This window comes from Pradoshia sp. Z3_51 (assembly GCF_058215915.1).
This window is the reverse complement of the sequence record NZ_JBZAJC010000008.1, coordinates 1-18,872: the sequence shown is the minus strand read 5'-3', so window position 1 is coordinate 18,872 and position 18,872 is coordinate 1. Positions and strand designations below refer to the sequence as shown.

Annotated in this window: 21 protein-coding genes, 1 pseudogene and 1 other annotated feature; of the genes and pseudogenes, 17 read left to right on the top strand and 5 right to left on the bottom strand. The window is 36.6% G+C overall.

The genetic code is table 11. The annotated features are described in order from the left end of the window. Positions 1-58: 58 nt before the first annotated feature. Genes AC4BHA_RS14195 through AC4BHA_RS14180 form a run of 4 tightly spaced genes read left to right on the top strand, consistent with a single transcriptional unit; the run spans position 59 to position 3,131 of the window. The gene (locus AC4BHA_RS14195; protein ID WP_066101735.1) at positions 59-682 is read left to right on the top strand and encodes a hypothetical protein; all 624 of its coding nucleotides are present in this window, start codon (positions 59-61) and stop codon (positions 680-682) included. Next, on the top strand, positions 675-1,436 hold the full coding sequence (locus tag AC4BHA_RS14190; RefSeq protein ID WP_148630851.1) for an ABC transporter permease: 762 nt from the start codon (positions 675-677) through the stop codon (positions 1,434-1,436). The genes AC4BHA_RS14195 and AC4BHA_RS14190 overlap by 8 nt, the downstream gene beginning before the upstream one ends. Positions 1,437-1,461: 25 nt before the next feature. Next, a complete protein-coding gene (locus tag AC4BHA_RS14185) occupies positions 1,462-2,130 on the top strand; it encodes an ABC transporter ATP-binding protein (RefSeq protein WP_490558827.1) in 669 nt (222 codons plus the stop codon). 14 nt (positions 2,131-2,144) lie between these two features. Next, positions 2,145-3,131 carry an ABC transporter substrate-binding protein gene (locus tag AC4BHA_RS14180; RefSeq protein WP_139891476.1) on the top strand — a complete coding sequence of 329 codons (987 nt, stop codon included), beginning with the start codon at positions 2,145-2,147 and terminating at the stop codon, positions 3,129-3,131. Positions 3,132-3,251: 120 nt separating this feature from the next. On the opposite strand, the gene AC4BHA_RS14175 is transcribed toward AC4BHA_RS14180, so the two are convergent. Then, a complete protein-coding gene (locus AC4BHA_RS14175; protein ID WP_066101725.1) occupies positions 3,252-3,680 on the bottom strand; it encodes an RrF2 family transcriptional regulator in 429 nt (142 codons plus the stop codon). 136 nt (positions 3,681-3,816) lie between these two features. Between AC4BHA_RS14175 and AC4BHA_RS14170 the strand changes: the two genes are divergently transcribed. The 3 genes from AC4BHA_RS14170 to AC4BHA_RS14160 all read left to right on the top strand — a co-directional run bounded on the left by AC4BHA_RS14170 (position 3,817) and on the right by AC4BHA_RS14160 (position 6,191). Continuing rightward, positions 3,817-4,575, top strand: coding sequence for an SDR family NAD(P)-dependent oxidoreductase (locus tag AC4BHA_RS14170; protein WP_066101722.1), 759 nt, complete (start codon positions 3,817-3,819; stop codon positions 4,573-4,575). Positions 4,576-4,798: 223 nt separating this feature from the next. Further along, the gene (locus AC4BHA_RS14165) at positions 4,799-5,224 is read left to right on the top strand and encodes a hypothetical protein (protein ID WP_139891475.1); all 426 of its coding nucleotides are present in this window, start codon (positions 4,799-4,801) and stop codon (positions 5,222-5,224) included. A 154-nt stretch (positions 5,225-5,378) separates the two neighbouring features. Continuing rightward, a complete protein-coding gene (locus AC4BHA_RS14160; RefSeq protein ID WP_066101718.1) occupies positions 5,379-6,191 on the top strand; it encodes an alpha/beta fold hydrolase in 813 nt (270 codons plus the stop codon). Positions 6,192-6,261: 70 nt separating this feature from the next. On the opposite strand, the gene AC4BHA_RS14155 is transcribed toward AC4BHA_RS14160, so the two are convergent. After that, positions 6,262-7,467, bottom strand: coding sequence for an MFS transporter (locus AC4BHA_RS14155; protein WP_490552047.1), 1,206 nt, complete (start codon positions 7,465-7,467; stop codon positions 6,262-6,264). Positions 7,468-7,531: 64 nt separating this feature from the next. Further along, positions 7,532-7,802: a binding site (T-box leader), on the bottom strand. 536 nt (positions 7,803-8,338) lie between these two features. On the opposite strand from AC4BHA_RS14155, the gene AC4BHA_RS14150 reads away from it, so the two are divergent. Beyond that, the gene (locus AC4BHA_RS14150) at positions 8,339-9,241 is read left to right on the top strand and encodes a patatin-like phospholipase family protein (protein WP_139891473.1); all 903 of its coding nucleotides are present in this window, start codon (positions 8,339-8,341) and stop codon (positions 9,239-9,241) included. Between the two features lie 166 nt (positions 9,242-9,407). Here the strand turns inward: AC4BHA_RS14150 and AC4BHA_RS14145 are convergent, their stop codons facing one another. Continuing rightward, the gene (locus AC4BHA_RS14145; protein WP_139891472.1) at positions 9,408-10,001 is read right to left on the bottom strand and encodes an SCO family protein; all 594 of its coding nucleotides are present in this window, start codon (positions 9,999-10,001) and stop codon (positions 9,408-9,410) included. Positions 10,002-10,198: 197 nt separating this feature from the next. Between AC4BHA_RS14145 and AC4BHA_RS14140 the strand changes: the two genes are divergently transcribed. The 5 genes and pseudogenes from AC4BHA_RS14140 to AC4BHA_RS14120 all read left to right on the top strand — a co-directional run bounded on the left by AC4BHA_RS14140 (position 10,199) and on the right by AC4BHA_RS14120 (position 13,993). Beyond that, positions 10,199-11,455: a M48 family metallopeptidase gene (locus AC4BHA_RS14140; RefSeq protein ID WP_490558826.1), complete on the top strand. Its 1,257-nt coding sequence runs from the start codon at positions 10,199-10,201 to the stop codon at positions 11,453-11,455. A 129-nt stretch (positions 11,456-11,584) separates the two neighbouring features. Beyond that, positions 11,585-12,121 (top strand): DinB family protein, encoded by a 537-nt coding sequence (locus tag AC4BHA_RS14135; protein ID WP_066101702.1) that lies wholly within the window; start codon positions 11,585-11,587, stop codon positions 12,119-12,121. Positions 12,122-12,183: 62 nt separating this feature from the next. Continuing rightward, positions 12,184-12,651: an NUDIX domain-containing protein gene (locus AC4BHA_RS14130; protein WP_490558825.1), complete on the top strand. Its 468-nt coding sequence runs from the start codon at positions 12,184-12,186 to the stop codon at positions 12,649-12,651. A 46-nt stretch (positions 12,652-12,697) separates the two neighbouring features. Continuing rightward, positions 12,698-13,155 (top strand): annotated as a pseudogene (locus AC4BHA_RS14125) (GNAT family N-acetyltransferase). A 22-nt stretch (positions 13,156-13,177) separates the two neighbouring features. Continuing rightward, entirely contained in the window at positions 13,178-13,993 is an 816-nt protein-coding gene (locus AC4BHA_RS14120) for an aminoglycoside adenylyltransferase domain-containing protein (protein WP_140461140.1), read from the top strand. 112 nt (positions 13,994-14,105) lie between these two features. On the opposite strand, the gene AC4BHA_RS14115 is transcribed toward AC4BHA_RS14120, so the two are convergent. Beyond that, complete coding sequence (locus AC4BHA_RS14115; protein ID WP_066101689.1) at positions 14,106-14,336, bottom strand: IDEAL domain-containing protein; 231 nt, start codon at positions 14,334-14,336, stop codon at positions 14,106-14,108. Between the two features lie 258 nt (positions 14,337-14,594). Here AC4BHA_RS14115 and AC4BHA_RS14110 point away from each other — a divergent pair, with 258 nt between their 5' ends. Continuing rightward, positions 14,595-15,191 carry a competence protein ComK gene (locus AC4BHA_RS14110; protein ID WP_066101684.1) on the top strand — a complete coding sequence of 199 codons (597 nt, stop codon included), beginning with the start codon at positions 14,595-14,597 and terminating at the stop codon, positions 15,189-15,191. Positions 15,192-15,203: 12 nt separating this feature from the next. Here AC4BHA_RS14110 and AC4BHA_RS14105 read toward each other — a convergent pair whose 3' ends face one another. Further along, positions 15,204-15,578, bottom strand: coding sequence for a YhjD family protein (locus AC4BHA_RS14105; RefSeq protein ID WP_066101681.1), 375 nt, complete (start codon positions 15,576-15,578; stop codon positions 15,204-15,206). A gap of 213 nt (positions 15,579-15,791) precedes the next feature. Here AC4BHA_RS14105 and AC4BHA_RS14100 point away from each other — a divergent pair, with 213 nt between their 5' ends. The 3 genes from AC4BHA_RS14100 to abc-f all read left to right on the top strand — a co-directional run bounded on the left by AC4BHA_RS14100 (position 15,792) and on the right by abc-f (position 18,644). Continuing rightward, on the top strand, positions 15,792-16,403 hold the full coding sequence (locus AC4BHA_RS14100) for a TVP38/TMEM64 family protein (protein ID WP_066101678.1): 612 nt from the start codon (positions 15,792-15,794) through the stop codon (positions 16,401-16,403). Between the two features lie 99 nt (positions 16,404-16,502). Next, a complete protein-coding gene (locus tag AC4BHA_RS14095; protein WP_368072416.1) occupies positions 16,503-16,622 on the top strand; it encodes an RAxF-45 family protein in 120 nt (39 codons plus the stop codon). Between the two features lie 129 nt (positions 16,623-16,751). Beyond that, a complete protein-coding gene (gene abc-f, locus AC4BHA_RS14090) occupies positions 16,752-18,644 on the top strand; it encodes a ribosomal protection-like ABC-F family protein (RefSeq protein WP_066101673.1) in 1,893 nt (630 codons plus the stop codon). Positions 18,645-18,872: the final 228 nt, after the last annotated feature.

Genomic DNA, 18,872 nt, shown 5'->3' with positions numbered 1-18,872 from the left:
TATTATTCAGAAATAATTTTGTTAATCTTTATCACTTCTAATTAGAAAGGAGAAGGAAGTGAAAAAATATATTTGGCTAAATCCTGTTGTTTTAAAAATGTATGAACAGGAAGAATTATATTCTACCTTAGAATGCTTAGATTTTCAGGTTGTTACTTGTGAGGAAAATCACTTGATGACTGTGAAAAATAAATACAAAGAGCGATACGAAGGATGTAATCAGCTCCTTTGTGATAATAGATGTCCTAAAGCAATTTCCTATGTAAAAACTCATTATGATCAAATTGGCCAGGAGTACGCTACTATCCAACCAATCTTAATTCATTGTGCTGAAGAACTGGCTAATAGATATAAAGATGATGATGCAGAACTATATATCATCACTCCTTGTACAGATTTAAAAGACCTAGGAACTAGCTTGGCATTGAAAAATACGATATTTCAAACATGGACTGAATTTTGCAGAGATCACCAAATCAAGCTTAATAGTAAACCAACTGAAAACAGTCCGATTCCACCAGGCTTTTTTGATAATATCCCTAATGTAGTCAGCCTTGCATCGAAGGATGATATTGATTGCTTTTTCCAGAGTACTCCTAAGCAAGAAAAACAATTAATAGAAATGTTATATTGCCAAGGTGGCTGCCATAATGGAGATGGAGTTAGGATAACAAATGAATAATCTTATAAAAAGATTGATACCGATTGCTTGTATTTTAATCGCATGGTATTTATGCAGCTATTTCGAAGTTTGGAGTGCCTATATTCTGCCTAGTCCAATGCAAGTATGGAATACCTTTGTATCAATGGTACAAAACGGAGAATTATTTATTCATATCTTTGCAAGTTTATATAGAGTACTAGTCGGCTTTTCGATTGCCTTTGTATTCGCCTTTTTTCTAGGCATCATTGCTGGTTTAAAGCCTGCCCTTTCTCCTTATTACAATCATATTGTGGAGTTCTTCAGAAATGTACCTCCACTTAGCCTGATTCCCTTGCTAATTTTATGGGTTGGTATCGGAGAAGAATCCAAAACAATCATAATCATTTTAGCTTCCTTTTTTCCAATGTTTTTAAATATAAAAAAGGGCTTTGGTTCTTGTGATTATAAGCTTTTGGAGGTCGGAAAAGTTTTAGGATTAAATCCAAGGCAACGTTTTCTGAAAATAATTCTTCCGTCTGCTGTCCCAGATATTCTTTTAGGAATGAAGGTTGGCCTGGGATATAGCTGGAGAGCTATTATTGGTGCTGAAATGATTGCCGCTGCAAGCGGTTTGGGGTACTTCATATTGGATGCGCAGACGATGTCTCGCTCTGATAAAGTGATTGTGGGAATTCTGGTGATCGGCCTCCTGGGAGTCATCTGCGATAAAACTTTCTCGTTCTTTAGCAAGAAATTCACTCGTATTGGAGGTATAGACAATAGCTGGGATTAAAATAAATCAACTTTATAAAAGTTTTATGGTAGATGGAAAAAAGCATGATGTTTTAAAAAATGTTAATGTCGAATTCCCTCAGAATAGCATCAGTGTCATTCTCGGAAAAAGCGGATGTGGGAAGACGACACTCCTGCGCATATTAGCCAATCTGGAGCAATACGATGCAGGAGAAGTGTCCATTAATAGCAATGAAAAAATTAGCTTTGTATTTCAAGAACCCCGTTTGATGCCATGGTTACCCGTATCTAAGAACATTACATTCGGTTTAGAAAAACAAAAGATTAATGATGTGGAAATAGAAGAGTTAATGAATTTGATAGGATTAAAAAAGTTTGAAAAAGCCTATCCACACCAATTATCCGGAGGCATGCAACAAAGAGTCGCATTAGCAAGAGCATTAGCCTATGACCCATCCATTATCTTAATGGATGAACCATTTGCTGCACTCGATTATTTCACACGTGAGGCAATGCAGAAAGAATTAATAAGAATTAACCAACTAAAAAAGAAAAGTATAATCTTTGTTACCCATAGTATCGAAGAAGCCATAGCAATAGGACAAAATATCTTTGTAGTTAATGAAGGAAGGATTCATGCTCAATTTAACTTAGAGCAATATGAATATCCAAGAGATGTATTATCGCCTTCTCTAATAGAAATAAAGAAAAACATCATAGAAAAACTAGCGTGAGAGTGGGACATAAAATGAAAAAATGGTTATTATCTTTACTTGCTTTACTGAGCATATCAGTTATCGTTGCTTGTGGAAAAGATACCGATTCTGATAAGAACAGTACAAAAAATAACGAGGAGAACACGTATACTGTTGATAAGGTGCAGACAACTTATGTGCAATCTCCTTTAAATATTCCTTCTATTGTAGAAAAGGAAAAAGGATTGTTGGCCAATTCTTTTGCGGAAGAAGGGATTGAATTCGGCTATTCCAATTTAACAACCGGCCCTGAACAAACTCAGGCTTTGGCTTCAGGTGATATCCAATTCCTGAATGCAGTCGGTGCCACATCTGTCATTTTATCTGCATCGAATGGAGCGGATATCAAAATTATGAGCATGTATAGCCGTTCTCCTGAGGCTTTCATGTTATTTACAAACCTGAAAGATATTAAATCACCTGAAGATCTAGCAGGGAAAAAAGTTGCTGGTCCAAAGGGAACAATTTTACATGAACTGCTTATCAATTATTTAGCAACTGAAGGCTTAACAGAAAAGGATATTGAATTTGTTCAAATGGATATACCTTCTGCACAAGCAGCGTTAGTAGCAGAGGAAGTCGACTTTGCGTTACTAGCTGGCCCTACCGCATATAATATGATTCAAGATGGGTACCAGGTGGTTACAAATGGTGAAGGGCTGGTCGATGGAACAATTGTAGTTGCAACTAGTGAAGATTTCTACTCGAAGAATCCTGGCTTAGTAAAGAAATTTTTACAAGTACAAGAAGAGACACTGCAATATATCGATGAAAATTATGAGGAAGTCATGGAAATTACAGCAAAGGAAACCGAACTACCTCTAGATGGTGTAAAAGAAATGTATGAAATGTATGACTTCAATATGGAAATCAAACCATCAGATATCGAGAGTATGGAAAAAACAGTGAAATTCATGAAAGAGAATAATATGATCGAAAATGATGTAGATATTGAGTCCTTAATTTTAGATGTAGAATAATAGTAAAAAGCATGTTTCTGTATCAAGAAGCATGCTTTTTTTGATTAAAAGATATGGCAATACTAAACGGCCTTAATTTGATAGTGTAGAGGTGTTTTATTGTAAAATATAAAGGTAAAATCAAAAAAGATTCTTTTTTAAAGAACTATTTGCAAGATCATTAATAGAATATTGGCTCAAGACATCTTTTATTTTATGTTGTGCTTCTAGTAGAATATCTAAAATATTTTTGTCCATTTCATCGATTTCTTTATCCATTTTAGTCGGATGTGCGTCTTTCACAATGGCAACATACACATCATAAAGAGTTGTCTTTTCGGGATTAACAACCAGCTTATAACCACCGTAGCGCCCTTCAAAACCTTCAACCATTTTTTCCTGCATTAATTTAGCTAATACCTTCCTAATAAAGCTCGATTCAACATTTAGTTTTTCAGTTAAAGTGCTGCTAGTTACAAGCTTTTTTTCGTTTGCAAGTATTGCTAAGGACTTAATGGCAACGATGAAGTTCGTTTTACCTAAGTAGCTTAATTGTAAGAGGTCTTCCATACATTCACGTCCAATCTGTTACTATTTTAGCAATGAATTGTTTGAAATTAAAGATAAAATGATTGACCTTAAATGGATGGATTGTTAAGTTTTAAATGTGATAAAAAATCACATTTAATCGAATGGAGGGATTTTGATGGGACGTTTAGATAATAAAGTAGCAATTATCACGGGTGCTGCGTCAGGTATGGGGTTAGCTGCAGTTCAATTATTCATAAGTGAAGGCGCAAAGGTTGTAGCAACAGATATCGCATTTGATAAGTTAGAAGAAGTAACTGCTGTAATAGAAGGCGATATACTATGTGCTCGTTTAGATGTCACTTCTGATGAAGATTGGAAAACTGTAATGGAACAAACAAAAGAGGCATTTGGTAAAATTGATATTTTAATTAATAATGCCGGTGTATCGTTTCATAAAACACTTTTGGAAGAAACATTAGATGGATGGAATCGTACTATTAACTTAAATTTAACCTCCGTGTTCCTAGGAATGCAATCCGTTATTCCTTATATGCAAGAAAATAGCGGTGGATCAATCGTCAATTGTGTATCTTTAGCAGCGATTATTGGAAGCGCTGACAATGGTGCAGCTGCGTATGCTGCAGCAAAAGGTGGTGTCCGTGCCCTATCAAAACATGCAGCTATCAACTTTGCTAAAGATAATATCCGAGTAAATTCTATTTATCCAGGAGCCATTTTAACAGGTGCTGCCGAGCGTCATGGTGTGACATCCCGAGAAGTATTGGGGAAAGCATTTGAAGGTACAATACCATTACCACCATTCGCAGGTGAAGCGATTGATATTGCTAACGGTTATTTATATTTAGCCTCTGATGAATCCAAATTTGTTACTGGTGAAGAATTAATCATTGATGGTGGATGGAGTTCTAAATAGTTTTATTTACCTTACTGAATTTACGGGGTAAAAACGGTAAATAAAAAGAGATATTTTACATTACTGGTGCTTTGACTTTGAATATGTATAATGAACCAAATGTTGCGTTGATTCAAAAGGATTAACGCTTTTTTCTGTTGAACCTCTTATGTGGTGGAGAAACAGTTAGCTGAAGAAGGATTTCTTAAACCTAATAGAGAATTTACTTGTTTAGAGTGACTTTTTGGAAGAGTATGCTCGTGATAAAGGGGGAAATATGATGCGTTTCACTGTCACAGGTCATGAGTTGAATACGGTACATGATATGAAAAAAATAACTTTATTATTAACTCAAGCAACCTTAGATGAGCTACATAAAGAAGAAAATAAAAAAATCCAAATAACGACTTCTCATTGTTTAATCATTGCCGACAAAATCAATACAAAAGAACCTATTATGGGTGAGATGTCTTTATTGGAACAATCAATCCTTGAAGCAGAAGATGATATACACAGCATTATTAATGAAGGCAATACTACCAATTTATCTGGAATGATATTGCTTAGAAATGTAAAAATAATTCCATTTTCAGCACCTGATAACATCATTGAATTAGAATCCTATGCACTTTATACGGATCATATTATGGGCTTTAGTCTTACTGATTGATATGTATAGGTGAGAGTGATACTCCGAGCAGTCCGCTTCATATGATGTGACCAGCTCTTTTTTTCTAATTCTATAAACTGGGCAAGAAGGCCATGGAACGAATTATAGAGAATATTGAATGTAGGATTTACTGCTTAGAAATGAGGTTAATAGGATGCCATATTGCAAAGTCTGCCAGGCAGAAATATATTATGAAGACATAGGTGAAGGTAAACCCATTTTAATGTTACACGGGTATTCCCTCGATCATCGATTAATGAAAGGGTGTATGGAACCCATATTTACTGATAGAAATGGGTATCGCCGTATTTATTTTGACCTTCCTGGCATGGGTTTGACGAAAAACTATGATGACATTACAAATGCTGATGATATGCTGAATACCGTTCAAGATTTTATTCAAGCCATCCTGCCTGACCAAGAATATATCATTGCAGGTGAGTCCTATGGGGGATATATAGCAAGAGGAGTTATTCAAAATCAATATGATAGTTTATTAGGTGCTGCTTTTATCTGTCCGGTTATCTTCCCCTATTTAGAAAACAGAAGAGTGGAGAAACATCAAATATTTAAGACGGATGAAGAATTTTTAGCCACATTAACAACGGAAGATGTAGAGAATTTCAGCAAAAATAATGTCATACTTGATGAATACACATGGTTGAGGTATAAACGAGAGATTGTAAGCGGCAGTAAACTAGGTGATGAAAAATTTTTGATGGCGTACATAGACCAATATGGATTTTCCTTCGAGATTGACCAAACAAATTTTATTAAGCCAAGCGTTTTCCTGCTGAGCAGACAAGATTCGTCTGTTGGCTATCAGGACGCACTCGAATTAATTAAAAAGTATCCTAGAGCAACTTTCGCTATTTTGGATAAAGCAGGCCATAATTTACAAATTGAACAGCCCGAAATTTTTAACGTTCTAATAAATGAATGGTTGGATCGAATTGAAGGATTATGATAGATTATTAAATAATACAAAAAACAGGTACTTTCTCTTTTCTAGAAAGTACCTGTATTATTATTGTTTTTTATACTTGAATATAATAACTTCTTTTCGAATGATCAGATATAACAAAATTAATGACCAGCCCCAACAGGAAAAAAATAAAGGAACCCATGATATAAACAGGGCGAATATCAAATAGTTCGGCAGATAATCCAATTAAGGCTGTACATATGATGATTAAAACTGCCTCTAGCATCCCTAAGACACTGGAGAATCTGCCCATAATATCTACAGGCACATTGTTTTGGTAGAAGGTTAAAAAGCCTGTATTTGCAAATGATAAAGAAAATGTTAAAACGAAAAATCCTATTGAAGCCCATATAAAATCGTTTGAAAAGGCAAAGATTAGATAACCAATCGGAGTGAAGAACGCTCCAAGTCCCATTAGTACATTTATTTTCAATTGATTCGCAAAGATTGTATTTACTAGTGAACCCCCAATGATTCCTGCACCGGCAATACTAACAAGAAATCCATAGGTACTTTCGGATAAAAAGAGAACTTTGGTTGCAAATGCAGCCTCTAATGAATCTAAGGCAGACATACATACAGAAATTCCGCTAAACAGAATATATATTAATGTTATATGTTTATTTGTTTTATTGAATTGAAGGATGATTCTCCAATCATTCACCATTAATGAAGGTTTAATTTTTTCATATATACGATCTTCACTCCCAAATTCTACATTTGGAAGAAACAAAATAATGATTACTGAAAAGAACAAAGCGAAAGAATTTATTTGGATTGCTAAATTAGGAGAACCAATGATAAAAAGGAAGCCAGCTATGGAAGGCCCTAGTATAAAACCACAGGAATTAATAAAATTTCGCATGGCATTAAATCGTTGTCGATTTGTTTTTGGAATTAATTTTGTCATGTAGACCATTGAGGTTGGTTCAAAAATAGACCTGGCAATATTGATGATAAATACAATGAAGTAAATAAATGGAAGTGAATCTAAAAACGGTAAGATAAAAATAAAAATGGCTCTTATAATATCTAGATAAATCATGAGCTTTCTTTTATTGAACCGATCAATTAAAGTCCCAGACCAGAAATTTGTACATAAGGATGCAATAGGCAATAGGATATATAGGATAGAAACGGCTAAGGGTGATTCTGTCTTATCCAAAATAATTAAATTTAATGCAATCAAATAAATCCATGCACCAACATTCGATACTCCAATTCCAAGTAAGAGTAAAAGGGGGTATTTCCACTTCATTTAATCCACTCCCAGACATTGATTTTTAGGCCAATAAAAAAGTCTCACCTCCAAGGTTAACAACCTTGGGGACGAGACTTTTGGAATTTAGTAGTTCGCGGTGCCACCCCAGTTTATTCCTGTGTCGCCACAGAAATCTTTTCGAGTACGCAGGACAAGGCCTGGTTATACTCTATCTCTTTAACGGGAGAAACCGACGCATAATCAATATCAGATGAAATATCCTATACGAAGCTCCGAGACTTGGTTCGGCGGGCTATTACATCCTCCATTCTCAGCTACTGGAGTTCTCTGTTATGCTTAAGCGCGCTTACTCTTCTCTTCATCGCTTTTTCCTTATTATGGATTTATAACATTATATATTGTTTTGGATAATATGGAAATACTAAAATAAAAATGGGGATGTACTTCCTGATTTATAATTTTGTATTTACTAAGATTGAAATAGTATTTTTTTCAGTCACCACTTTGGCAGTCATTACAGTTAGAAAAATATATATTATTTGCCTTATAATAAATGTAAAGGGTCATAGCATAACTTCCTTGTTGAGGATTAGTTGTTCAACTTATTTAGTGGTATCAATAGATATATCAACAACGTCCTTGTATTATGGTGTTATGTGACCGGATTGTAGTGGAAGAATAAGTTTATTACTATCCTACCATTTAAATAGAATGTAAGAGCTGTCCTCTTATTAGCCATACTTCCCTGGCTTTCGGGACAGCTCCTTTTTACTAGGAAAAATAGTATAGATTAACCAGCGTTATAGAAGTTTTGATACGTTACAATTGATTGTGGATGAAGAGAGGCTTATGGCTTAAACAACATCTATAAACATCTATAATGAGCATGAATAAAGGAGACTTTTTGATGATTCCTATCAATATAAAAAATACGAGCTTGATCTTAGAGGGCGGAACATTCCGCATGGTATATACAGCGGGTGTCTTAGACGGTTTTTTAGAGAAAGAGATGATGTTTCCTTACATATTGGGAATCTCTGCGGGTGCTATTAGTGCTTGTTCCTATATTTCTGAGCAAAAAAACAGGACGATTCGCTTTATATCTACTTACCGGAATGATAAGCGCTATGTCGGAGTGCGCAATTTTCTAACGGAGCGAAGTCTGTTTGGGCTGACGTTTGCCTATGATACGGTTCCTAATCAGTTGGATTTCTTTGATTGGGAGACATATCAAAACTATCAAGGTCAAGTTTTGTTTGGCGTGACAAATGCCTATACCGGACAGGTAGAATACATGGATGGTAAAACAATGGACAAAGGGGCTACAATTTTGCGGGCCACATGTGCTATTCCAGTCCTGTTTCCTGAAATTAAAATAAATAATGTTCCTTATTATGATGGAGGATTAGCTGATTCGGTACCAATCCAAAAGGCGATAGCAGATGGCTATGAAAAGCATGTCATCATCTTGACCAGGCCGCCGGGCTACAGGAAGAAGCTCGACAGTCAGACAAAATGGGCAGTGAAACTATTGCGTAAGAAATATCCGCAACTGGTTCAAGCCATGGAGAACCGTGCACATCATTATAATCAAACCATGGATTTGATAGAAAAGCTGGAGCAAGAAGGGAAAGCATTCGTTTATCGACCGCCGTTTGAACTTAAGAGTTTTGAAAAAAACACAGAGATTATGTGGAAATCACATAATAAAGGGTTAGAACAATTTCATGACCGAAATCAGGAATTACTAGATTTTCTTGGAGCTGATTATGCAGGCTGCAAAGCTGAAGCTTCTCTCATGGAAATTTAGGTTTCTCTAATTGTGCGAGGGATAGTATTTCCGCATAAGAACAAGACTGTCAATGGACAGTCTTTTCTTATACTCTTAGAGTGGATGGAGAAGGTTGATTGGTTTGATAATTAAAAGAGCTGTCTTTTTTTGCCTACACCTTTATATACAAATCTTCTGGAATCAGCTACATCTTTTCAGCATTCTTAACAATTTTCTTGTAAACTTCTTCTCGGTCAAAATCCTTTTCTCCCATTCCAAATACTTCAATGACACGGTTTTTTTCATTAATAAGATAAGTGGCATTTGTGTGGATTAGGAATCCTGAACCGGGGTCTTTATATTGGAAACGGAATGCATCTGCGAGCTTTCTTGTATCCTCTGCATCTCCACGCAATACATACCATCCGTCTGCAGCAGTTGTTTTAAAGGTCTCACCGTACTCTTTCATAATCGGGAGTGTATCCCGAGCTGGATCAATTGTGACTGTCAGGAATTCGACTTTATCGCCAAACAGACCGTCTTTCACAAGCCGATCGCGTATATCGACCATTTGATAGGTTGTATTTGGACAGACATCAGGACAGTTTGTATACATAAATTCCAATAGGCGTATTTTTTGTGGAATTTCCTTGAATGAATAATCCGTACCGGTAGTGGATTCCATTGTAACTTCATTAGGAAACTCCATTTGTGACTGCCTATAACCAGTGAAGTAGTATATACCAGCACCGATACTTAAAATTAATAAGATAGTAAAACCTATATATAACTTTTTCATATCGTTTAACAGTTCCCCTCTGTTTGTTATTCCTCCCCTATTTTACCATTATATAGATAGTGGTTATGGTAAAGTTGTTGGAAACTTGTGAGAAATGAGTGTCTATTTTGTGTCGTATGGAGAAAGAATGAATTAAGGTTCTAACTTGTACAAATGCCGGTAAACTATATAGATGGAATGTTTGAGGAGGGGTATATTTGCGGAGAAAATGGATTTTAATCATATTAGGCCTATTTCTAATTTATGCATTGGCGATATATGTTTATCTTTTTCATGGTGCCAATACAGCTATTCCTGAATCGATGAGGGGAACCAATGCAGATCCCTCTACGTTTATGAATAAGGAATTGTTAGAAAAGAGTGAAACGTATTCTAAAATACGAAACTTTTTCTTTTTTATCAGTACACCGCTTGAGTGGCTATTCTATGCGATTGTTCTGATATCTGGATTGTCCAAAGGGCTAGAGAAATGGGGGAAGCAATCCTGGAAAAGACATTCCGTTCAAATTAGCGCCTATGTCTTTTGGCTTTCACTCCTTTTATTTATTGTCTTCCTGCCGCTTTCATACATTCGATATAAAATATCGCTTGCCTATGGCATATCCTCTCAGGTTTTCTCCTCCTGGATGAAGGATAATTTTATTGAGTTTTGGGTGGATCTAGGAATGACATTAATTGTTGTTCTTGTCTTGTATTGGCTCATTCGGAAAAGTCCCGCTCGCTGGTGGCTGTATAGCTGGCTTTTATGCATTCCATTCACGATATTCGTCATGTTTATTCAGCCGGTTGTCATCGATCCGCTTTACAATGATTTTTACCCACTGAAAGATAAAGTATTGGAAGAACAAATCCTTGATTTGGCAGCAAAAGCCAATATTCCGGCTGAGCATGTGTATGAAGTAAATATGTCAGAGAAAACCAATTCTTTAAATGCTTATGTAACAGGGGTTGGCTCAAATTCCAGAATTGTACTCTGGGACACCACATTGAACAGCCTAGAGGATGATGAGATTTTATTTATCATGGCTCATGAAATGGCTCATTATGTGGAAAAACATATATACCTCGGTATTGCCGGGTATTTGGTTCTCATGTTGGTTGGTTTATGGCTGACAGATAAATGGATGAAAAGAGCCATACGGAACAGAGGGGAATTGTATCACTTAGAATCCATGAGTGATGTTCGGTCATTGCCGCTCTTTTTACTGATTACGTCCATTCTGTTGTTCGCAGCAAGTCCCGTTACAAATTATGTATCCCGTGTGCAGGAAACAAGAGCAGACACCTATGCATTAAACATGACCGATAATCCTGAAGCAGCTATTTCCTCCTTTCAGAAACTTTCTGAAAAGGGGCTAAGCCAAGTGAATCCGCCTTTACTGATTAAAATATTCCGGAACAGTCATCCAACCATGCTTGAACGGATTGAAATGGCAGAGAAGTATAAAAAATAAAAAGTTATAATGAATAAAATGAAGAGCCCTTCGTTAGACGGAGTGGCTCTGTTTTTGCTATCGTGCAATAAAGGAATTTAAGCAATGAAGGTGGAATAAATAGAGGAAATACATAAAAGGAGAGGGAATATGCGAAAACAATTAAAACAAAATGAATATGCTCCTTATTATCAACCATATGTAGAATTAGTTCCGGAAGGTGATTTGATCCAAATTTTATCCGAACAAATAAAACAGACGATTGCCAATCTGGAAAAAACAACTGATACTCAGGCGGAATTCCGTTATGCCGAAGGAAAATGGAGTATCAAGGAAGTTATTGGGCATATGATTGATACAGAGAGAATCATGGCATACAGGCTTCTTGCAATCGCGCGAGGAGAACGCAGAAACTTGCCAGGTTTTAATGAAGAAGAATATGTTCAGCAAGCATCCTTTACAAAACAAACAGTAGAAGAGCTCCTACAAAACTTTTCTATCGTCCGTCAGTCAACGATTATATTATTAAAAAGTCTCCGCAGTGAAGAGTGGCTGCGCCGAGGCACAGCTAATGATTGCGATATAACGGTTCGGGCTCTGGCTGTTATCATTGCCGGGCATGAATTACATCATCGCAGTATCATCAGTGAACGATATATGAACGCTGACTCAATTCCAAATCAATAACCATATGAGCTGGATTTTCAGCTCTTTTTGTAATTTAAAATACATAGATAAAGGGATGAACGATGATGCCGATTCGAAATTCTGCTAAAGCCATTATTATTCAGGATGATCAATTACTTGCGATAAAAAAAGAAGATCAGGAAGGTGTCTATTATATATTGCCTGGTGGCGGGCAAGAGCATGGAGAAACCTTTCATCAAGCGTTAATAAGAGAATGTATAGAAGAAATAGGACAGGAGGTTGAAATTAGTGATTTAATCCTGATTCGTGAATATATCGGACAAAATCATGAACATGCTGCTTTTGATATGGAAACCCATCAAATTGAATATATGTTTTTATGTACGATTAAAGGAAGGAATACAGTGATTCAAAATGGACTAAATCCTGATGAGGGACAAATCGGAGTAGAATGGCTGCCGTTAAGTGATTTATTAGCATACAGACTCTATCCTCAAGCAATGAGAAAACAGGTAATCAACTATCACAAAGGTGATAAGGTTCCCGTCTATTTAGGAGACATAAATTAAAGATTTGTATATTCTTTTGGGGGCGTCAAAGGTGAGGGATGATTGAATGAAGATTAAATTGGATGATTTAAGAGGAACTGAAGTGGCTGCTTTAATTAGTAGCCATCTTTACAGTATGGCCGAGCATTCTCCACCTGAGAGTATACATGCTTTAAATCTGGAAGAGTTGAAAAAAACAAATATCACGGTTTGGAGTGTCTGGGAGAATGAGGAGTTAGTTGGCTGTGGGGCCCTGAAAGAACTTGATATGACTCATGGAGAGATTAAATCGATGAAAACTTCACTGAATCATTTAAGAAAAGGGGTAGCTAGAAAGCTGCTAGAGGACATTATCAATATAGCGAAGGAACGTAACTATAAGAAACTAAGTCTGGAAACCGGATCAATGGCTGCCTTTAAACCAGCCCAAAGGCTTTAGAGAGTGTTGGATTTCAATATTGTAAGCCGTTTGCAGATTACAAAGAGAACCCGAACAGTGTGTTTATGACAATAGAATTATACTAACTATAGTAATAGAGGGATAGGTATGTTGAAAATACCAAAAATCGTAGAAACTATTTTGAATGAATACGAAGGATTATTCAATGAATATCTGCCAAATGAGTTGGAGGGCTTGTATTTACATGGCTCCATTGCACTGGATGCCTTTGAAAAAGGTAAAAGTGATATCGATTTTATTTCTGTCACAAGTCGGCATTTCACAGAAGATGAAGCTGGTATTCTCTCAAAGATTCATAGAATGATCGCTCAAAAATATAAGACTCCAGAGATGGACGGTGTCTATATTACTTGGGGAGACTTAGGGAAAGTGAACAATAATCATCAAAATCATTTTTATTATAATAGCGGAAATTTAAGCTTTGGCCCCTATTTTAATTTCAATCCTGTGACATGGACACTTTTTGCTAAAAAAGGAATTACTGTTCTTGGGCCTGCTTCCTCGGATTTTGAACTGGAATTCCGCTCGAAACAATTACAATCCTATGTATTCGCGAATATGAATACATACTGGGGCGATCGAGTTCAGTGGTTGGAATCCTCATTCGATGAATTGCTGAACATGCCTGCTCACGATATACGGGAGGAAATAGAATGGACAGTTCTTGGGCTGCTTTGTCAATACTATACGTTAGCGGAAGACGATATCATTTCCAAGACAGGGGCAGGGAGATATGGTTTAAGCCATATGCCAAAAGAGTATCATCAGATTATTAATGAAGCTGTTCTTGCTCGCACAACTGATAAGGAGACTTTATATAGTTCAAACAAGGAACGTTTGGATTCGACCCTAACATTTTCAAAGTATTTGATTAAATACTGTCAACGTTTTCATTTTATTTAGGGAAATACCGTGATTAAAGAGTGAAAACAAGAAAATCACAGGGCGGGATTAAATGATCCTCGCTCTGTGATTTTGTTTATACACCGTATTTATTCGTTACAAGTTGTTTGAATTAATTCCCAAAGTTTTTCTCCAATTCAATTAGCTCGGCGGAAAGTTTCATAAATGCTTCTTTGTCCTTATTGTCCAAGGCATGATCGATTTCTTCTTTCAGTTTCCTATGTGCATGGGTTAGTTGAGCTTCGTAAATCATCATATCCATCAGTAGATCTTCCATGGTCCCCTGGTCAACAGTCACATCAACAGCTTTTACGATATCTGTATTTGCTTTTTCGTGATTCATGGATATCCCCCCGTTGCTTTTTTTTATTATAAGTCAGATGAAAAGAAAAATCAACTAAATATTTAAATTATTCAGAAAATTTACTTTGGTAGTTTGAAATAGTTATTTATCATATACCCAGAATATAAAATGAATTAACCGTAACAATCATGGGGGTTCTGGGTTAAAATTGAAATTTTGGTGAATAAACCAATTATTTTAAAATATTATGTTATATTGAAATTGTAGTTTAATTGCAGGATTTATAAGGAGGAAGCTATGGAAAAGAACGTGATTACCAGGAGAGAGGATTACGAAATAAGTCCATTTACATTTGCTGTTGTTCCAGTAGAATACGGATCGAAAACGTATTCTAAAGTGATTGAATTTGATGAAGAAATTTTAGTACCTTTTAGGCCATCGGAAGTAGTAAAATCCAGCTGTGATTATTTTGGGGCTGATTATCCTGGGAGGTGCCAGTCGACGAAAAAGCTCCTCGGTATCTCGCATAAAGTGCCGATATCGTTAGAACCGGCTAATCGATTATTCTTTTTTCCTACTACATCTCCTGCAAAAGAATCATGTATTTGGCTTTCTTATGAACACATTGTATCCAGAGTTAAGATTGACGCGACTAAAACCCAAATTAATTTTCATAATAAGCAATCTATCGTTGTTCCAGTTTCATATAGTATCATTGAAAACCAGATGCTCAGAACTGCAATGCTGAAGTCGAAGCTGCTTCAAACCTTAGCAGAGACGGAGCGAAAGACACATTATTTATATAACGCCATGCAAGTTAATGATAGGAATTCGGATTTCCAAGCAAAGCATGGTTTAATGCATTCATCAAATAGTTATAAGGAAGGTCGATGAAACTTATTGCTGTTAATTTTTCAGTTGGTCAGTCCACTGCTTCAAAAAATAATACTCCAGTAATTCCTGTACTTTATTTCGAATACGGGGATTGAAATAATTATGGTATTCCTCATAGCCTTTATACAGAAATAAAAAGGAGGTGAATGATTCGTCTCTTTTTGTTTCTTCCACTTTGAGTTGATGTGTCCTCATATAGTGGCTTGCTTGCTTCAATTCTGCTTGGACCTGTTTCATGGTTTCATCAATTAATAATATGTATGGTTGTTTTAATTTAAGGGGCGATGCTTTTACCACTTGAAGGTCTCGGGCAAGTACGGTGAGGACCATGGGTAGATAGATCGCTTTTTCCATTATATTGCGCTCTTCTGTAGGGATGCGGGTCATGTAAATCGCGTCCTTTCAATGTCTGTAAAAAAAACGAACGTATGTTCCTATATAGAATAATCGCTTTTCACATTTTTGACAAGTTTATTTTCTAACTAATTCTCTCCTTACAGCAATCTGATATAATAGGGGTAAGGATTGTTTCAATCTAATGTATATGGGGATATTTATATAGTATGGACTGAATTTGTTATTTGTTTGTGAGGAGAGACTATGGATCTTAATTGGTTAACAGAATGGCTAACATTGGAGCATTTAGCCGAATTAATAAGTGATTATAGAAACTTAGGTCCCATTCCGGGATTGTTGCTCCCGTTTGTTGAAGCGTTCCTTCCTTTTTTGCCTTTGTTTGTTTTTGTGACGGCTAATGCCAATGCTTTTGGCTTATGGATTGGATTTCTTCTCTCCTGGACAGGTGCTGTCGCTGGTGCGATGGTTGTGTTTTATTTGTCCAGAAAATATGGAAAGAAAAAAGCCCTTTCATTTTTACATAGACATTCGGCTGTGCAAAAAGCGATGCTCTGGATCAATCATCATGGATTTGGCCCGTTGTTTATCTTGCTTTGTTTCCCATTCACTCCTTCCGCGATCGTAAATATAGTTTGCGGATTATCTGACATTAGTCCAAAACAATATATGCTTGCTGTCTTTGCAGGGAAATTGGTCATGATCTTTACTATTAGTTATATTGGCCATGACATTATGTCTTTAATTCGCGAACCAGTAAAAAGTATTATTGTTGGTATCGTCATTTTCCTTTTATGGCTAGTAGGCAAACAAGTAGAAATCCGTTTGAATCGGGTGGAACAGAAGGACCATTCGTAGAATGGAAGGATATCTGTGAAGAGTGAAAAAAGCAGTTGTTAATAGTTGACTGAAAGTTTATAATTATAACTAAATTATTCCATTAAAGGAGGTGTAGAGATGAATCGTTCTGTGAAGGTATGTTTGCAATGGCTTGAAAACTTGTCATTGATCCGTGCCATTTTTCATGTGCAATTTCGCCAAGGGGGTAGTCTGCCCTTTTCAGGAAATTTCATATGAAAAAGAACGATAATAAGTCTCTATACCCTTGATAAAATAGGAATTCAAAAGCCATGGGGAAGTCTTATATCGACTTTCCTATGGCTTTTTTTCATGTACAGGGTATGAGCATGAGAGGGGTTCATACACATGATTGTATGCAGTGTACAGCAAATTGAAAAAAACTATGGCGGAACAAAGCTATTTGAAAATATTACGTTTGAGATCAAGGAAGGAGAACGAGTTGGATTCGTCGGTCGGAATGGCTGTGGGAAATCAACAATTCTAAAAATGATAGCAGGCGTCGAAACAATTGATGAGGGGGCTATTCACATTAAAAAGGGTGCAGCAATAGGCTTGCTGTCACAAATCCCTGACTTTACTGACGGCATCACGGTATATGAATGCTTGCAATCTGCTTTTGGCCATATGATTGAGCTGAAGGAGAGACTGGATAAATTAGAACATAGTATGGCTACTGAGACCAATGATAGCTCATTGGCTCGCAGTATAGAACAGTATGGAGAAGTTCAGGAGCAGTTTGAACGGCTTGGTGGCTATGAGATGGATAGCACGATTATGAAGATAGCCAATGGGCTGATGCTCGATTTGATGCTCGATAAACGTTTTGTTTCCTTAAGCGGAGGTGAGAAAACAAAAGTTTGTTTAGGAGTGCTGCTTCTGCAAAAGCCAGATCTCCTATTGTTGGATGAACCAACCAATCACCTGGATATTGGTGCAGTTGAATGGCTTGAAGGATTCCTCGAAGACTATGATGGGACAGTTCTGATTGTCTCGCATGATCGATTTTTCCTGGATCGAACAGTTAAGAGGATTTTAGATTTGGACGATGGAGAGGTATTCGTATACGAAGGAAACTACTCTGAATTCGTGCAAGCAAAAGAAAAGCGGCTTTTGGAAGAATTTAATCAATATAAGGAACAGCAGAAGAAAATCAAAAAAATGAAGGAAGCGATAAAACGATTGCGGGAATGGGCCAATCAGGCGAATCCACCGAGTGAAGGATTGCATAAACGTGCCCGCAATATGGAACGTGCCTTAGAGAGAATGGAGAAAATTAAACGGCCCATTTTAGAAAGACGTAAAATGGACCTAGACTTCGACCAATCTGAGCGAAGCGGTAAAGATGTCCTGCAGCTTCATGGAATTACGAAGCGATTTGGTACGCAAACACTGTTTGAGAATATGAACCTGCTTGTTCAATACGGTGAACGAATTGCGATTGTTGGTGCTAACGGCACCGGGAAATCAACCATTCTTAAACTGGTTCTGAATGAGTTTACACCTGACGTTGGAGAGGTCAAACTGGGCAGCAATGTGAAGATTGGATACTTGTCTCAACAGCTATTTCAAGAAGGAAAAGACATGACCGTTTTGGAGGCCTTCCGCCAAGAGGTCCATGTTACAGAAGGGGAAGCCCGTCATATTCTGGCCCGGTTCCTTTTCTATGGTTTTCAAGTCTTTCAAAAGGTAGAAAAATTAAGCGGGGGTGAGCGTATGAGATTACGACTCGCTCAGCTAATGTACCAGGATATTAATTTATTGATACTGGATGAACCAACGAATCATTTGGATATTGATTCGAGAGAAGTGCTGGAAGAAGCATTAAGTGAATTTTCGGGGACCATTATTGTGGTCAGCCATGATCGATACTTGCTGAATAAGCTATTTCAAAAAACATATTGGCTACAAAATCGAATATTACAGGTTTATTTAGGAAATTACTCTTGGGCGAGAGAGCATATGCTTGCAGATATGTTACAAGTAAAGCAAGCAAGTCAATTGGTGACTCAGAGTCAGAGTAATGTGAAGCTTGTACACCATGTAATTTCGAATGAGACTTACGAATCACTGGAGAAAAAAATTGATAAAGTGGAACATCGCTTATCAGAAATCATTCGTGATATGGAGAAGGAGACAGCGGTAGAAGCACTTCAACTACTATATGTAAAAAAGAAAGAAGCAGAAGAGGTACGTGAAGATCTTTATGAAGAATTGGATAGGTTGGATTGTGGAGAGTAGATGATCTAAAATAAATCAAATATGGGCTGAAGAGACGGCAAACTAATGATTGCCGTCTTTTTCTTGCTTTTGAAAAAGAAATTGTGCAGGGAAAAAGTGGAATTTGTCGAATGAGATTGTTGTAGGCGAAGTGATTGATATTTTTATTTTTGGCTCTTTTCGTATAGATTGTTGCTTTTAGGTACAAAAAGGAATTATTTTCTTTTTATGGTATATTATAATATAAAT

What these genes read in the sequence shown, in the direction of transcription:
- AC4BHA_RS14155 (WP_490552047.1), bottom strand. Translation starts at nt 7,467, where the DNA reads ATGAAGTGGAAATACCCCCTTTTACTCTTACTTGGAATTGGAGTATCG.
- AC4BHA_RS14190 (WP_148630851.1), top strand. Translation starts at nt 675, where the DNA reads ATGAATAATCTTATAAAAAGATTGATACCGATTGCTTGTATTTTAATC.
- AC4BHA_RS14110 (WP_066101684.1), top strand. Translation starts at nt 14,595, where the DNA reads ATGGAAAAGAACGTGATTACCAGGAGAGAGGATTACGAAATAAGTCCA.
- AC4BHA_RS14170 (WP_066101722.1), top strand. Translation starts at nt 3,817, where the DNA reads ATGGGACGTTTAGATAATAAAGTAGCAATTATCACGGGTGCTGCGTCA.
- AC4BHA_RS14135 (WP_066101702.1), top strand. Translation starts at nt 11,585, where the DNA reads ATGCGAAAACAATTAAAACAAAATGAATATGCTCCTTATTATCAACCA.
- AC4BHA_RS14150 (WP_139891473.1), top strand. Translation starts at nt 8,339, where the DNA reads ATGATTCCTATCAATATAAAAAATACGAGCTTGATCTTAGAGGGCGGA.
- AC4BHA_RS14095 (WP_368072416.1), top strand. Translation starts at nt 16,503, where the DNA reads ATGAATCGTTCTGTGAAGGTATGTTTGCAATGGCTTGAAAACTTGTCA.
- AC4BHA_RS14160 (WP_066101718.1), top strand. Translation starts at nt 5,379, where the DNA reads ATGCCATATTGCAAAGTCTGCCAGGCAGAAATATATTATGAAGACATA.
- AC4BHA_RS14105 (WP_066101681.1), bottom strand. Translation starts at nt 15,578, where the DNA reads ATGACCCGCATCCCTACAGAAGAGCGCAATATAATGGAAAAAGCGATC.
- AC4BHA_RS14145 (WP_139891472.1), bottom strand. Translation starts at nt 10,001, where the DNA reads ATGAAAAAGTTATATATAGGTTTTACTATCTTATTAATTTTAAGTATC.
- AC4BHA_RS14130 (WP_490558825.1), top strand. Translation starts at nt 12,184, where the DNA reads ATGATGCCGATTCGAAATTCTGCTAAAGCCATTATTATTCAGGATGAT.
- abc-f (WP_066101673.1), top strand. Translation starts at nt 16,752, where the DNA reads ATGATTGTATGCAGTGTACAGCAAATTGAAAAAAACTATGGCGGAACA.
- AC4BHA_RS14120 (WP_140461140.1), top strand. Translation starts at nt 13,178, where the DNA reads ATGTTGAAAATACCAAAAATCGTAGAAACTATTTTGAATGAATACGAA.
- AC4BHA_RS14185 (WP_490558827.1), top strand. Translation starts at nt 1,462, where the DNA reads ATGGTAGATGGAAAAAAGCATGATGTTTTAAAAAATGTTAATGTCGAA.
- AC4BHA_RS14180 (WP_139891476.1), top strand. Translation starts at nt 2,145, where the DNA reads ATGAAAAAATGGTTATTATCTTTACTTGCTTTACTGAGCATATCAGTT.
- AC4BHA_RS14175 (WP_066101725.1), bottom strand. Translation starts at nt 3,680, where the DNA reads ATGGAAGACCTCTTACAATTAAGCTACTTAGGTAAAACGAACTTCATC.
- AC4BHA_RS14100 (WP_066101678.1), top strand. Translation starts at nt 15,792, where the DNA reads ATGGATCTTAATTGGTTAACAGAATGGCTAACATTGGAGCATTTAGCC.
- AC4BHA_RS14115 (WP_066101689.1), bottom strand. Translation starts at nt 14,336, where the DNA reads ATGAATCACGAAAAAGCAAATACAGATATCGTAAAAGCTGTTGATGTG.